16 protein-coding genes and 1 pseudogene are annotated in these 14,249 nt (G+C 62.9%); 1 reads left to right on the forward strand and 16 read right to left on the reverse strand.

The genetic code is table 11. The features are described from left to right. Positions 1–3: 3 nt before the first annotated feature. From GTW25_RS03320 to GTW25_RS03355, 8 genes are all read right to left on the reverse strand, one after another. Positions 4–285: a VirB3 family type IV secretion system protein gene (locus tag GTW25_RS03320; RefSeq protein ID WP_045318681.1), complete on the reverse strand. Its 282-nt coding sequence runs from the start codon at positions 283–285 to the stop codon at positions 4–6. Then, positions 285–617, reverse strand: a complete 333-nt coding sequence (locus tag GTW25_RS03325) for a TrbC/VirB2 family type IV secretion system protein (RefSeq protein WP_021696279.1) — start codon at positions 615–617, stop codon at positions 285–287. Before GTW25_RS03325 ends, GTW25_RS03320 begins: the two co-directional genes overlap by 1 nt. Further along, the gene (gene trbB / locus GTW25_RS03330; protein ID WP_021696278.1) at positions 614–1,609 is read right to left on the reverse strand and encodes a P-type conjugative transfer ATPase TrbB; all 996 of its coding nucleotides are present in this window, start codon (positions 1,607–1,609) and stop codon (positions 614–616) included. Before trbB ends, GTW25_RS03325 begins: the two co-directional genes overlap by 4 nt. 146 nt (positions 1,610–1,755) lie before the next feature. Further along, a complete protein-coding gene (locus tag GTW25_RS03335) occupies positions 1,756–2,217 on the reverse strand; it encodes a ribbon-helix-helix domain-containing protein (protein ID WP_021696277.1) in 462 nt (153 codons plus the stop codon). Positions 2,218–2,227: 10 nt separating this feature from the next. Further along, positions 2,228–4,213: a conjugal transfer protein TraG gene (locus GTW25_RS03340; RefSeq protein WP_021696276.1), complete on the reverse strand. Its 1,986-nt coding sequence runs from the start codon at positions 4,211–4,213 to the stop codon at positions 2,228–2,230. Positions 4,214–4,393: 180 nt separating this feature from the next. After that, positions 4,394–5,359 carry a LysR family transcriptional regulator gene (locus GTW25_RS03345; RefSeq protein WP_021696275.1) on the reverse strand — a complete coding sequence of 322 codons (966 nt, stop codon included), beginning with the start codon at positions 5,357–5,359 and terminating at the stop codon, positions 4,394–4,396. A 12-nt stretch (positions 5,360–5,371) separates the two neighbouring features. Continuing rightward, complete coding sequence (locus GTW25_RS03350) at positions 5,372–6,208, reverse strand: SDR family oxidoreductase (RefSeq protein WP_081703378.1); 837 nt, start codon at positions 6,206–6,208, stop codon at positions 5,372–5,374. A 4-nt stretch (positions 6,209–6,212) separates the two neighbouring features. Next, positions 6,213–7,793 carry an MFS transporter gene (locus GTW25_RS03355; protein WP_200865090.1) on the reverse strand — a complete coding sequence of 527 codons (1,581 nt, stop codon included), beginning with the start codon at positions 7,791–7,793 and terminating at the stop codon, positions 6,213–6,215. A gap of 80 nt (positions 7,794–7,873) precedes the next feature. Between GTW25_RS03355 and GTW25_RS03360 the strand changes: the two genes are divergently transcribed. Continuing rightward, positions 7,874–8,458 carry a TetR/AcrR family transcriptional regulator gene (locus GTW25_RS03360; protein WP_081703377.1) on the forward strand — a complete coding sequence of 195 codons (585 nt, stop codon included), beginning with the start codon at positions 7,874–7,876 and terminating at the stop codon, positions 8,456–8,458. Between the two features lie 8 nt (positions 8,459–8,466). Here the strand turns inward: GTW25_RS03360 and GTW25_RS03365 are convergent, their stop codons facing one another. From GTW25_RS03365 to GTW25_RS03395, 8 genes and pseudogenes are all read right to left on the reverse strand, one after another. After that, on the reverse strand, positions 8,467–8,670 hold the full coding sequence (locus GTW25_RS03365; protein WP_021696271.1) for a helix-turn-helix domain-containing protein: 204 nt from the start codon (positions 8,668–8,670) through the stop codon (positions 8,467–8,469). 23 nt (positions 8,671–8,693) lie between these two features. Next, the gene (locus tag GTW25_RS03370; RefSeq protein WP_021696270.1) at positions 8,694–9,935 is read right to left on the reverse strand and encodes an MFS transporter; all 1,242 of its coding nucleotides are present in this window, start codon (positions 9,933–9,935) and stop codon (positions 8,694–8,696) included. A gap of 47 nt (positions 9,936–9,982) precedes the next feature. Next, positions 9,983–10,534 carry a TetR/AcrR family transcriptional regulator gene (locus GTW25_RS03375; RefSeq protein ID WP_081703376.1) on the reverse strand — a complete coding sequence of 184 codons (552 nt, stop codon included), beginning with the start codon at positions 10,532–10,534 and terminating at the stop codon, positions 9,983–9,985. A 77-nt stretch (positions 10,535–10,611) separates the two neighbouring features. Then, the gene (locus GTW25_RS20625; protein ID WP_262422601.1) at positions 10,612–11,844 is read right to left on the reverse strand and encodes a DUF3363 domain-containing protein; all 1,233 of its coding nucleotides are present in this window, start codon (positions 11,842–11,844) and stop codon (positions 10,612–10,614) included. A gap of 168 nt (positions 11,845–12,012) precedes the next feature. Then, positions 12,013–12,666, reverse strand: a pseudogene (locus GTW25_RS20630) (relaxase/mobilization nuclease domain-containing protein); the annotation flags it as partial. Next, positions 12,663–12,983, reverse strand: coding sequence for a hypothetical protein (locus tag GTW25_RS03385; protein WP_148291403.1), 321 nt, complete (start codon positions 12,981–12,983; stop codon positions 12,663–12,665). The pseudogene GTW25_RS20630 and the gene GTW25_RS03385, both read right to left, overlap by 4 nt. Then, complete coding sequence (locus GTW25_RS03390; protein WP_252910453.1) at positions 12,980–13,912, reverse strand: lytic transglycosylase domain-containing protein; 933 nt, start codon at positions 13,910–13,912, stop codon at positions 12,980–12,982. Before GTW25_RS03390 ends, GTW25_RS03385 begins: the two co-directional genes overlap by 4 nt. Then, positions 13,909–14,244, reverse strand: coding sequence for a DUF736 domain-containing protein (locus tag GTW25_RS03395; RefSeq protein WP_021696265.1), 336 nt, complete (start codon positions 14,242–14,244; stop codon positions 13,909–13,911). Before GTW25_RS03395 ends, GTW25_RS03390 begins: the two co-directional genes overlap by 4 nt. Positions 14,245–14,249: the final 5 nt, after the last annotated feature.

Consider the following 14,249-nt stretch of genomic DNA (forward strand, 5'->3'; position numbering starts at 1 on the left):
CCCTCACACCGACAGAAAAACCGGGATGCGGATATGCCGGCGTCCGACCTCGACGAATTGGGGATCGCGCTTGGCCGCCCATACGGCCGCAAAATGGCCGATGGCCCAGATGGCGATGCCGACCAGCCAAAGGCGCAGGCCGAGGCCCACGGCCCCGGCCAGCGTCCCGTTCATGATGGCGATGGCGCGCGGTGCGCCGCCGAGCAAAATGTGCTCGGTCAGCGCCCGGTGGACCGGGATAGAGAATCCCGGCACCGCGTCGAGTTGTTCGAGGCCGCCCGCCATCAAACGAGCGCCCCGCCGCCGAACGAGAAGAACGACAGGAAGAACGAGCTGGCCGCAAAGGCGATGGAGAGACCGAATACGATCTGGATCAGGCGACGGAAGCCGCCGCTGGTGTCGCCGAACGCGAGGGTCAGGCCGGTCACGATGATGATGATGACGGCGATGATCTTGGCGACCGGCCCCTCGATGGACTGGAGGATTTGCTGCAAGGGCTGTTCCCATGGCATCGACGAACCGGACGCATGGGCGGCCGGGGCGAGCATGAGGCTAATGGCAAGGGTGGATGCGGCGGTCGCGGCGAAGCGATAGCCGCGCGTGAGCGTGCGGATCATGAAGATTCTCCTGTGCTGGTGGGGATTGCCGAAGGGATGGGATGCGTGATGCGGTAGTCGCCGTCCGGCCCCAGCCCCTCGACGCGGGCAAGCTCGGCCAGCCGGCGCGCGGAACCGCGCCCGGAAAGGACGGCAACAAGGTCGATAGTCTCGGCGATCAGCGCGCGCGGGACCGTGACCACAGCCTCTTGGATGAGCTGTTCAAGGCGACGAAGCGCGCCGATGCCGGTGCCGGCGTGAATGGTGCCGATCCCGCCCGGATGCCCTGTTCCCCATGCTTTGAGCAGGTCGAGGGCTTCCGATCCGCGCACCTCGCCGATGGGGATGCGGTCGGGTCGCAGGCGCAGCGAGGACCGCACAAGGTCCGACAGGCTGGCGACGCCATCCTTGGTGCGCAGCGCCACCAGATTGGGCGCGGCACATTGAAGCTCGCGGGTGTCCTCGATGATGACGACGCGATCCCCGCTCTTGGCAACTTCTGCCAAGAGCGCGTTGGTCAGCGTGGTCTTGCCGGTCGAGGTGCCGCCGGCGACAAGGATGTTGGCGCGGGAGGAAACGGCCGCGCGTAGGCTCAAAGCCTGATCGGCAGACATGATGCCCGCCGCCACATAGTCGTCGAGGCTGAACACGATGCTGGCCGGCTTGCGTATGGCAAAGGTCGGGGCGGCGACCACGGGCGGCAGCAGGCCCTCGAACCTCTCCCCGCTCTCGGGCAGCTCGGCCGAGACGCGCGGGCTGCGGGCATGAACCTCTGCGCCGACATGATGCGCGACCAACCGCACGATGCGTTCGCCATCGGCGGCGGACAGGCGCTCGCCCGTGTCGGAAAGCCCTTCGGATAGCCGGTCCACCCAAAGGCGGCCGTCCGGGTTCAACATCACCTCGACCACGGCCGGGTCTTCGAGCAGCTGGGCAATGGCGGGGCCGAGCGCCGTGCGCAACATGCGCGCGCCACGCTGGATCGCTTCCTGTCTGTGGTGGTTGGTTGTCATGTCGGCCCCGGCTTTTGGCGGGGACGCAACAGGCGGACCCCGGATCGGGGTCGATTAAGAAAGCCCGGAATTGGGCCGGTTCAACAAGTATCTAAGCGGCGGCGGCAATCGGCGGCGAACGGCGGTAAATAGGATGGGTCCGAATCTTACTCTTGATCGCCGTTGCTCTCGGATTTATCCGGCAACGGATCGTCGGGAAGTGAGTCGAGGTCGCGCGACAGCTCTTTGAGGAACCGGTCGCCCGTCGCCAGACGCCGACCGAGGGTTTGCATGAAGCCCTCGAACCGTTCTGCGCCCTTTGCGCGGGCGGCGGATTGCGCGGCCCCCGAAAGCGGCGGCGTGATGGTCAGCCAGAAATGGATGAACTGCGCGACCGTTTCGCCGAGAACGGCGAGGTCCAGGTCGAGCGTGTCTATTTGGCGGCCGAGCTTGTCCAGGCGGCGCGACATGGCTGCTTCAAGCTGATCGGCGGAATCGCCGGACAGGTAGGACATGACCGCCGCCTCCACGATGGCGGATTTCGAGACCTTGCGGCGCAGCGCCAGCGACTCGATCTGCGGCATAAGCGCGGGGTCGAAATAGAGATTCAGGCGGGTTCTGGTGGTCATGGGCGTGTCCTTACAGTTCGATTCCGTCATCGGGGTTCATGGAAACCTGCCGCGCGACCGTCCTCATGCGCTGGCGCATGGCGCGGGCCTTGGCTGCGTCAACATCCGGTTCGTCGTCCAGAAACTCGAACTCCTGCGCGGGCGACGGAGGCGGCACGACGATTTCCTCATGCTCGGGCAATTCCGGCTCGCGGCGGATACCGGCATTGGCCGGATCGCCTTCTTCGCTATTTCCAGCTACGGCCGTTGTGCTGTCCTTCGTAACAACGACGCGGCTCGACCAGTCGTCGGATGCTGTCTCGGTCGCTGGAGCGGATGGCAACTCGGGCGGCGGCAGGATGCGTTCATGCAACCGCCCATCCTCGAAATACCGCGCCTTCTTCGCCCGGATCGGCGGGGTGCCAGCGACCATGACGATCTCGTCGGCAGGCGGTAACTGCATGATCTCGCCAGGCGTCATCAATGGCCGCGCCGTCTCCTGCCGCGAGACCATCAGGTGGCCGAGCCATGGCGCGAGACGATGCCCGGCATAGTTGGTGGAATCGCGTAACTCCGTCGCCGTGCCGAGGGAGTCCGACACGCGCTTGGCCGTGCGCTCGTCGTTGGTGGCGAAGGCGATGCGGACATGGCAGTTGTCGAGGATCGAATTGTTCGGCCCATAGGCGCGCTCGATCTGATTGAGGCTTTGCGCGATCAGGAAGGACTTGAGGCCGTAGCCGGCCATGAAGGCGAGCGCCGATTCAAAGAAATCCAGCCTGCCGAGCGCCGGAAACTCGTCCAGCATCAACAGCAGGCGATGGCGCTTGCCGGACGTGTTCAAATCCTCTGTCAACCGCCTGCCGATCTGGTTGAGGATCAGGCGGATAAGCGGCTTCGTCCGATTGATGTCGGATGGCGGCACCACAAGGTAGAGGCTGACGGGCTGGCCGCTACCCACAAGATCGGCAATGCGCCAGTCGCAGCGCGCCGTCACCCGCGCCACCACGGGATCGCGGTACAGGCCGAGAAACGACATGGCGGTGCTGAGCACACCCGACCGTTCGTTCTCGGACTTGTTCAACAGTTCGCGCGCCGATGAGGCGATGACGGGATGAACGCCGGCCTCACCGAGATGCGGCGTGTCCATCATGGCGCGCAAGGTCGCCTCTACCGGGCGGCGGGGGTCGGACAGGAAGTTGGCAACACCGGCCAGCGTCTTGTCGGATTCGGCATAGAGGACGTGCAGGATCGCGCCGACAAGCAGGCTGTGGCTGGTCTTTTCCCAATGGTTGCGCTTGTCGAGGCTACCTTCGGGGTCGACCAGAATATCCGCGATGTTCTGCACGTCGCGGACTTCCCATTCGCCCTGCCGCACCTCCAGTAGCGGGTTGTAGGCCGATGATCTGGCGTTGGTGGGATCGAACAGCAGGACGCGGCCGTGCTTCGCCCGGAAGCCGGCCGTAAGCGTCCAGTTCTCGCCCTTAATGTCATGGACGATGCAGCTTCCCGGCCAGGTCAGCAGCGTCGGCACGACAAGGCCGACGCCCTTGCCGCTCCGGGTCGGGGCGAAGCACAGCACATGCTCGGGGCCGTCATGGCGCAGATAGTCGCGTTCGTAGCGGCCAAGGACAGCGCCATCGGGACCGAGCAAACCAGCGGCACGAATTTCGTGATCTTCGGCCCATCGCGCCGAGCCATAGGTCGCGACATTACGTGCTTCCCGCGCTCGGATGATCGACATGAATATTGCGGCCACGATAGCGATAAAGCCGCCGGATACAGCGATGACGCCGCCCTCGACGAAGATCGCGGGTGCATAGGCGTCAAAGGAGAACCACCACCAGAAGAAGGCCGGAGGGTAATAGACCGGCCAGCCTGCCAGCTCGAACCATGGTGCTCCAAGCTGGGGCTGGAAGCCAAGCCGCCATGCGGTCCATTGCGTTGCGGCCCAGGTCATCACCAGAACGATGGTGAAGACAACGGCAATCTGGCCCCAAAGGATTCGGCCTCCACGCATCCAGGCTCCAGTAGGCAAAAGAGACGGAGCCGATCAGAAAGTAGGCAAAATCGGGACGGGCAACAGGAAAGAGGATGCCGGAGGGCTGCCGGATACTATCGGCGGCAAATAGGACGGGTTGCCTGGGGGGCGTCGTTGCTGGTGCCTGTGCTGGCTGGTGGAAACGAATCGCGGCGAAAGTCAGTCGGTGCGGACGATCCGGCCCATGTCGCTGGCGAGGTTGAGCAGGTTGCGAAGCGCCGCGCTGCGGTTGGAGGGCGACCAAATTGCCGAGAACGTGATCGGCTCCGGCTCGTCGGCGAACGGCAGGAAGACGACACCTGACGTTGGCAGCAGCGACGTGGCCGCCCCAACGATGGTGATGCCGAACCCCTGTCCGACCATGGATAACAGGGTGCCACGCCCCACGTCGAAACGCAGGATCGACGGCGCAGGCCAGCATCCGGCAAGGCGTAGCACGATATGGTCATGGACCTGCGGACCCGTGCCGCCATGGCGGACAAGGAAAGCCTCGCCGACCAGATCGGCCCAAGTGATTGCCGACTGTCCGGCGAGGCGATGCCTATCAGGCAGCACGGCCACCAGCGGTTCGGTCCAGATCGGGCGGGAATTGCAGTCGGGCAGCTCGGGTGTGCCGGCCACGAATACTATGTCGAGCATGTCGGCGCGAAGCTGCATCACGGTATCGCGGGCCGTGCCCTCGGTGATTTCGACCTCGATGCCGGGGTGGTCTTCCCGAAACCGCCCGATCAGCTCGGCGAGGAAGCTGCGCGGGATCAGGGCATGGATGCCGATACGAAGCCGGCCGCACTCGCCCACCGCCGCCATGCTTGCGGTCTTCACCGCATGGTCGAGTTGATCGACGCCGGCCGCGATCCGCTCGACGAAGTGGCGTCCGGCTTCGGTCAACCGGACGCCGCGCGCATGGCGCTCGAACAGGAGGATGCCAAGGTCTTCTTCCAGCGTCTTCACGCGGGCGCTGACGCTGGATTGCGCCACGCCGAGCGCATTGGCGGCGTGGCGGAAGTTGAGATATTCAGCGACGGCGAGCGTCTGGATCAGTGACGCGAGGGGAATGCGCGAGCCGAGTGAGGTCGGCGCTCCCCATGGACGATCATTGAGCGGGTTGGATCGCCGCCTGCGCATACCGCCCTCTTATCAACGGAACTCATGCGCATGATCCAGAACCCAGCTTTCAAACGACCTTGGATCGCGGCCCGTCAGCATTCGGACCGAGGAAGTAACCGGCTCGGGCTTGTCTATAAACTCCTGCCAGCTCTCCATGATGTATTCGGCGAGTTCCAGATCACCAAACTCTTGAGCGAGGCGATCACGGGCTTCTTCAAACGGTTCTTCGTCCCAATGAAGATTTCGACCAATGGCTTTTCCTATGATCTTTACTTGATCCGCCTGCCGCAATGCGCTTGGTCCCGTTAGGGTATAGCGTTGCCCGGTGTGAGCTTTGTCGACCAGCGTTGCGGCAGCGGCATCCGCAATGTCCGCCTCATGTATCAGTGAACGTGTAGCGTTTGCGAAGGGCCAGCGAACCGTATCGCCCGACTGGATTTGTGGAATCCACATGCGAACGTTCTTCGCAAACCCCGTGCAACGCAGGATCGTCCATTCTGGAATGGCCTGTTCAATAGCATTTTCCATAATCGCCCACGACGAAGTAGGCTCGGCCGCTGCCGCCTCTGCCGAAAGATATGTAACACGAGCGCCTGATGCGCCGAGTATCCGACCTATATCGCCGGCCACCTCGGCCGTCTCTGAACCGGACAGGGAAGGCCAGAGCCAGAAAACGGCGTCCGCGCCTGCGACCGCTTTTTCTACCGACGATAGATTCTCTACATCCATCGCCACGCTTTGCACTCCCTCCGGCAAGGAGGCCGTTGTTTGATCGCGCACCGCTGCGACGACTTCGACCTGTTGTGAATGAAGGTTCCGAACCAGATGTTGCCCGACCGAACCTGTAGCGCCTGTGACGACGATCATATTCCTACTCCTTTGCGCTGATTTTTGTTGTGGCTTCGATGGCCACCGTGGAATGAAGCTCGCGTTTGCTGGGTGAAGGCCGCATGAGCCAAGGCACCAGAAGGGCAAGCACAACCATCATGATTGCTCCGACCGCCGCTGCCGTGGTGAAGCCGGCAGTGAAGGCTTGCCGGGCGCTCAAACGAAGCGCATCGGCGGCTGGTCCAGTGAGGGTATCGGACACCGAGATAGCTGCGCCGAGCGTTTGTGCTGCCGCCTCCTGCAACGCTTCTGGAAGTTCAGTGGGAAGTGACAACGAAGTGCGGTAGATCACCGTTCCCAGCGTTCCTGTTAGAGCAATACCTAACGCTGCACCAAGTTCGGAGCCGGTTTCTGAAAGTGCAGATGCTGCTCCTGCGCGCTCTATCGGCGCGGCTGCTACCACCACATCTGTTGAAAGCGACATGATCGTCGTCACACCAGCCCCCAGCAGAGAGCCGCCGATCAACACGACGGCTAGACCGTCCTGCGGCGGTGTCGTCGCCGTAACCGTCAAGCCGCCAGCAGCCAGAGAAAACCCGACGAACAAGGTTCGCGGAAGGCCCCACCGTGCCACAACAATCGTTGCAACCATCGCACCGGCCATTGACGCAAGCGTAAGCGGAACCATCCAGAGCGCAGCAGCCAGTGGCGACATGGACAGCACGAGCTGGAGATACTGCGCCAGATACATGGTCGGGCCGGTCAGCGCCAACATTCCCAATGTAACCGCGAGGATACCGGCAACGAACTTTCTGCGCCGAAACAGGGTGAAGTCGATGAGCGGTTGGCGTGCCGAGCGTTGTTGCACGAGGAAGCCCAGCGACAGAATCAAGCTGAGCAAGAGGAACGATCCGCTGGTAGCGGACCAGATACCCGCTTCGGCCCCCTTTTTCAGCGCGTAAACGAACGCGAGAACCGCCGCCAATGACAGGGCTGCCCCCAAGAGATCGAAGCCGCCTTGTTCGTCGTTGCGATGCTCCGGCACGAGCTTCGGCGCGATGGCGAGCAGGATGACGATGACCGGGACATTGATGAGGAAGACAGAGCCCCAATCGAAGTAGCTTAGCAGCACGCCACCCACCACCGGGCCGAGCACCCCGCCACCGGCAAAGGCGGCGGTCCATAGCCCGATTGCGCGTGTCCTTTCCTCCGGGTCATGGAAAACATTGCGGATCAGTGCCAGCGTCGATGGCATCAGCGTAGCCCCGCCAACGCCCATCAGCGCGCGGGCCGCGATCAGAAACTCGGGGCTTGGCGCAAATGCTGCCAGCAAGGATGCCACCCCAAACAACGATGCTCCAGCGAGCAACAACCTGCGGCGTCCAATTCTGTCGCCAAGGCTTCCCATCACGATAAGAAGCCCAGCCAGCACGAAGCCGTAGATGTCCAGTATCCAAAGCATCTGACTGCTGCTTGGCGTCAAATCGGCGCTTATGTGGGGAACTGCCAAGTAGAGGACCGATAGGTCCATGGAGACTAGAAGGACCGGCAGCACCAGAGCCGCAAGGGCGAACCAACGTCGCCGAGTTGCTTGAACATCCTGTGCATCTTCGGGATCGGGCACGGTATACCTCACATAAGCGGACACTTCGTCCGATTAAATGGACATTGTGTCCGGTTGAGTCAAGTGCTAGTCATGAAGCCATGACAACCCAGCCCCCTCGTCCTCTGCGCGCGGACGCGCGCCGCAACCGTGATCTGATCGTCGAGGCTGCTCGGACGGCTTTCGCCTCCAAGGGTGTCGATGCTCCGCTGGAAGAAATCGCCAAAACGGTAGGTGTCGGCCAAGGCACGCTCTACCGTCACTTTCCGACGCGGGAAGACTTGATAGCGGCAGCAATACAGGATGACGTGGATCAGCTAGTCCGAAACTCGGACAAGTATGCGCATGGTCGCGATCCATTCATGGCGCTGGGTGAATGGCTTCGGGAACTAGCCATGTTTTCCAGAACTTACAGTGGACTTCCGAATCGCGTCCTCGATGCCTCTGCGGGAAAATCAGGAAGTTTCTCTGTGGTGTGCGGCTCGTTGGAAAGCCTGACGGATCGTATTCTGGTTCGCGCCAAGGAGGCCGACCAGATTCGAGCGAACGTCACGGCCGAAGATGTGTTCCTACTGGCAAATGCTATTGCATGGAGCTTGACGAAAACACCGGGCACCGAATTGCTCGACAAGCATATTGACATTCTATTGCGGGGAATTGCGTCTGGAACAGGCGCGGCGTCATGATAGCCCGCTCAACACGCTTTGCGTGATGCCCGGCCGCCAAGGTCTTCCTCCAGCGCCTTCACGCGGGCGCTGACGCTGGATTGGGCCACGCCGAGCGCATTGGCAGCGTGGCGGAAGTTCAAATACTCGGCGACGGCAAGCGTCTGGATCAGTGATGCGAGGGGGATGCGCGACCCGAGCATGGTCGGCACTTTCCATTGACGATCAATCATAGGTGCTGATCGCCGCCGCATTGCTACCCGCGCGCTGGATTTGGCTTTAGCGGGACCGGCCCTCCAGAATTACGGACAAGTATCGTCGATACCGCGCCAATCAGAAGCAGGATCGCGGCCGACCAGAAAGCCGCCGAGTAGCTTCCCGTCTCAACCCGCAAATAGCCGCCGAGATACACGGCGATAGCCGCAAGTATTTGATGCAGAAACCATGCGGTGCCGAGGATGCTGCCCATGGCGTTCGCGCCGAACAGGTCGCCGATCAAGCCGGTCTTCAATGGGATGATCGGCATGGACGATACGCCATAGATGAGGGCGAACGCATAGAGGTGCCACACCTCTGTAGAGACTGCGAGGAAGGCAAGGGAGAGTGCGCGGACTAGATAAAGGCCAATCAGCAGGTTCTTCTTGCCAACCCGTCCAGCCAACTGCCCGCACGCCCACATAGAAATCGCGCTTGCACCAGCGGCAAGGCCGAGAACCTGCCCGCCTGTGGAAAGGTCTGCCCCAAGATCGACGGCGAAACGCGGCAGGTGGATCACAACAAGATAGAGGGAATATCCGCAAGTGACGAAGGCGAATGTCGCAGCCCAAAAATCAGAGTTGCGAATTGCCTGCGAAAGCGATGCGGACTTGGGCGGGGTGAAGGTGGAAAGCTGGTCGCCATCCGGTGCTTGATTGATCTTGTCTGGAGAACTTTGAGTGACGAACAGGACCAGAGGGACGATCACCACGATCATTAACATGCCGAGCACAAGGAACGCGCCGCGAAAGCCAGAAGTGACGATAAGCCATCCGGCGAGCGGAAGAAAAACAAGCTGGCCGATATTCATGCCCATGGCGCTTTGGGCCAGCATCCGCGCTCGCCCCCGGACATACCATCGAGCGACTAGGACCGAATTGGCCATTGACCCGCAGCCAGCAAAACCAATCGCGGCAAGGATTCCGTAGTAGAAATAAAACTCCCAGACTGTTGAAATGGTCGATGACAGCAGAAAGGCGATTCCCATCAGCGCGGCACTTGCCACGATGACGGGCTTTGGGCCGAAGCGGTCGATCATTCTCCCCATGAGAGGCTGAAAGATGCCCCATACGATCATGTTGAGGGCTGCCGCTGAACTCAACGTCGCGAGTCCCCATCCGAACTCTTGGGCCAAGGGCGCGAAAAACTGGCCGCCGCTAAGATTGAGGCCAAACGCTCCCATCAGAGTGATGAAGGCGATGGCGACTATCCATGGTCCGTGGAAATGTTGCGCGTTCTGCATGTTCGCTCCATATACTACCGGCCACCCGGTAGGTTTTGAGAGTAAATTTACGGAAGCATCTTGATGCTCGTATCAAGCGCCCGGCGAAGATGTTGGGGGTCGTTGTAAAGGCGCATCATCATGATCGCGCCTTGGACGTGGGCGACTGAATCGAAGGCCAGATCGCGCGCCTTGCCTGCTCCATGTTCGGGGGTTAGCAGATGCGCGATTGCTTTCGCCCAATCGTCAAAATACGAACGCAACGGCTCTTGAAAACGTGGCGCACGCTCCGTCAGCGCCAGCGTGAAATTGCCTAGCAAGCATCCGCCTTCCCGACCGTTGAAATAGCCGAACGTCGCCTCGCAAAGCGCATAGAGCCTCTGCTTGGCGTCGGTGTCGTTGCTGTAGGCGATGGCGAAGATGTGTTCGCGGAAATGGTCGTGGATGCGCTCGATGGCGGCGAGGACCAGCCCATCCTTTTCGGGGAAGTGGTGATAGAGACTGGCCTTGCGGATTCCGCAGGCATCCGCGATCTGGGCCATCGACGTATCGTCGTAGCCACCGATGCGGAAAAGTCCGGTGGCACGTTTTACAATCTCATCACGCTCAATCTTTGCCATAACCAAATCCTACCGTGCGGCAGGTAGCCTAGCAGTTTGCTGGGATACTTCAACATGAGATTCACGGATGGATATGGCTAAAAGCTCAACCCCCTCTGCCGGCCCAACTGCCACGACACCGATCCGCCCTGCACGACGCCCATGACTTCGCGGCCAAGCTGGCGGTCGATGACCGGCCGCCACGGGACAAGCGTGAACTCATGGGATTTCTCGACCACGGCGAACTTGCCGCTGGATAGCTGCACGGTCCCGGTGAACTTGCCGCTGACGTTCTCGCCGTCCGTGGCGGCGCGGAACGGCAGGCCCTTGTTCTCGGCCATCTCCACGCCGACGCGGGCAACCTCGCGCTCGCGCAAGGTGGCTAGAAGGCTGCGCCGGTAGAAGACGCGGCCATTCCGCGCTCGGCTGGCGTCGCCCTGTTCGATATGATGCTCGCGCCGCTGGTCCATCGCCTCACGCACCTGCTGGCCGAAGCCGGCCGGCGCAAGGTCGGCCGTTTCACCATGAACCAATCGCCGGTCCAGCCAGGTCGCACCATCCGAACCGATCTGCCTTTGCAGCCCGACGGGGGAAAGGACGCGAACGCTGGCCTGCCGGTCCCGGCCGGCGTCATAGGCGGCTGCACGGCCGACCAGATCATCGGGGATGCGCCATTGGTCGGCGTCGATCCGCTCGACGATCCCGGCCCGACGCAACGCCTCCAGCCTGCGAATATGAGCATCGACATAGCCCTCATAGTCGCCGCCCGGAGCGCGGCCCTCGAACTTCGCCTGCTCCAGATGACGGCTCGGCCGGTAGATGCCGTCATCGGCGATGGCCGTGATGGTGCGGTCGGACGGCCGGGCTGCCGCTTCGGCCGGGCCGATCTGGACCACGCTGCCGATACGGGCGTCCTCCAGCCGCTCGGGCGCGATACCGGCGATGTGGTGCGTCCTGCCGTCGATCCCGTCCACCATGACTGTCAGGTTCTCCCCCAGCTCGTCAGACAGGTGCTTGTCCACGACGCGGCCGACGATGGGCGTCTCGGGCGCTCCGTCATGGATTTGGAAGCTCATGGGATCGCGTTCGCCGCCCTGCGGGCCGAGCGCCTTCTGCATGGTGCGGATGAGGTCGCCGCGCTCGCCCAGCTCGCGCAGAGCCGGCTCCATGTCCTTGCTCAACTCCCAAACGCCGGGCGCGTGCTCGGTCGCCAATCCCATCTTCTCTAGCTTTGTAAGACGGCGCAGGCGCAGCGTCCGCTCGAACTGCCGCCTCGGCTCTGCCGGCTCATGGCGCAGGTCGAGGAAACGGGCATCGGCTTCCTCGGTCATGGCGCGGTCGATCCGGGTCAAGCGGTCTTGGTCGATTTCGGCAGACAGCTTGCGCGTTTGCTCGATCTCGGTCACGGGGCCGAGTTCAAGACTGGCAAGCTCGCTGGCGCGCTCGCGCAGGCCGGCGGAAAGATAATCGCCGTTGATGACCAGATCCCCGCCCGTGTCGTTGCGGCCGTTGACGATGATATGCACATGGGGATGGCCGGTGTTGTAGTGATTGACGGCAACCCAATCGAGTTTGGCGCCGAGGTCTGCTTCCACCTGTTTCATGAAATCGCGGGTGTAGGCGGTGAGGTCCGATAGCTCCGCGCCATCCTCGGGCGAGACGATGAATCTGAACTGATGGCGGTCGTCCTGACCACGATCAAGGAAGGCGTCGCCATCGGCTCGGTCTTCATGCGCCGAATAGAGCTGGCCGCGCTCGCCGTCACGCGAGGTTCCGTCACGCTGAACATAGCGTAGATGCGCGCGGGCGCGTCCGCCCTTCCACGCGGCTCGGACGCTCCGCTGCTTGACGATCACGCGGCGGCTGCCCGGCTGGCGATGATGCCATTGGCCGGAGATGTTGCGGGCGCGCACGAAGCTCGCGCCCCGGCCGCGCTTCACGCCCTTGCCGCTGGCGACCACGGCACGGGACCGGCCCGGCGATGACGGGCGGGCGGATGACGGCATGGAAGGATCGCGGGAGGCTGCCGCCTGATGCTGCTGGGTGATCTTCCTGACCTGCGTGAAAAAGCTCTTGGTCTTGCCGGCCCTCGGCGTGTCGGATCGGATGCGGCCGGGCTTCGGACGGAAGCGGTTTTCGTCGTCTGCGCTCATAGGCGCGGCTCCGGCCGAAAATGCCGGAAAACGGCCGATCTGCGCCTATGGTGCTGCTCAAAACCCTGCAAAGCCAAGGCTTTGCGCGAAATCGCGGCACGCGGCCCCTCAAAACCATGGTGCCGGAACTGGCCACCTAACCAGTGTGCAGACAACAATAATTTCCAGAAGCGGCCCGATATGGTGCCGTCTTCTTTAATCTTGCCCTCCGCCCTTTCTGTCTTTTCTGCCCTTCCTGCCGGGAATCCAGCCGGGCGCAAACCTGCCGGACTGGATGCCGAAATCAGCGCCGCCGAGCGCGGGAACGCCGCCCTCATGGCGTTTCTCCATCGCTGGCGCTCGCCACGAAAATGCTGCCGTCCTGCGACTCCGCACGGGCGTGGTCGCGCGCCGGAACGGCAGCGCGGCCGTCGCCTGTTTGCACCACGGACGGGGGCGCGGCGGCAGCTCGCGTGTCGTCCGGCCGCATGACGAACAGCGGTGCCTCGCGCCAGTCGGGCTGCGGTGCCGGTGGTTGCAACGGCGCATCCGATGGAGCCGCGCCGCCAAGGATCGGGGCAAGCGCGGCGACATAGGCGCGTGTCTCGGCGGGAAGCGGGCGGCCCGTCGCGCGGTGCTCGTCATAGCGGCCGGGGCCGGCGTTATAGGCCGCAAGCATCGCCGCGACATTGCCGTAGCGGTCGAACATCTCGCGCAGGTAGGCCGTGCCTACGAGGATATTGTCGCGCGGGTCGTAGGGATCGCGGCCGAGGCCATGGCGGACGCGCAGGCCCGCCCATGTGTCGGGCATGACCTGCATCAATCCCATCGCCCCGGCCGACGAAATCGCACGCACGTCGCCCGCGCTCTCGGCGCGCAGCACGGCGCGAATCCAGTGCTCGGGGATGCCGAAACGCTGCGACGCCTCGGAGATGTGCGCCGCAAAGGGATGGGCTGCGGCCGGGCGCTCGACCGGCACGGACTGCGCGACAGCGACGCCCGATCCGATGCAGACTGAAAGCGCCCCCGCCAGCAGCAGGATGGCACAATGCCATGCCGGCCTGTCTCCGCTTCGCCGCCAGCCTGCCAGCGTGCTCGCTGCGGTCAAGGGCAAGGCGCAAGCGCCGGCCGATGGCCGCCCCTGACCTTCGCTGTGCGCGCCGGCCGTCTGGTCGCCGAGCGGGACGAAGGGATGCGACGGCTTTTCCGCGAACAAAGGGATGCCGATCTTTGACCGGGTGGCGGGCCGGACGCGCGCGGCCGTCATTCCTCATCCTCGATCTTCCGGGCGTGCTTCCAACGCAGGGTCCAGACCGATGGATCATCGTTGGACTGGAACAGCTTGGCGCGGATCGGGAACGGGAAGATTGGCCCCTCCAATCGCATCGACACGAACTCGCCAGCGTTCTCGCTGGAGTCTTTCCATGCGGGGCCGGCGTCCGGGCCGTCCTCGCTATCGAGACGCACGCGATAGTCGGGCGCGTTTTTCACGTCGCTCGCTTTGGCCGGGACGATGAACAGCTTTTCGTGGAGGCCGAACGAATGAAGCTCCCCGGCATAGCCGGTTTCGGTGCGGGTGAAGGTGCCTATTTCTGCCATGGGAA

Source organism: Aliihoeflea aestuarii, from assembly GCF_024105665.1.
Classification (GTDB): domain Bacteria; phylum Pseudomonadota; class Alphaproteobacteria; order Rhizobiales; family Rhizobiaceae; genus Aliihoeflea; species Aliihoeflea aestuarii.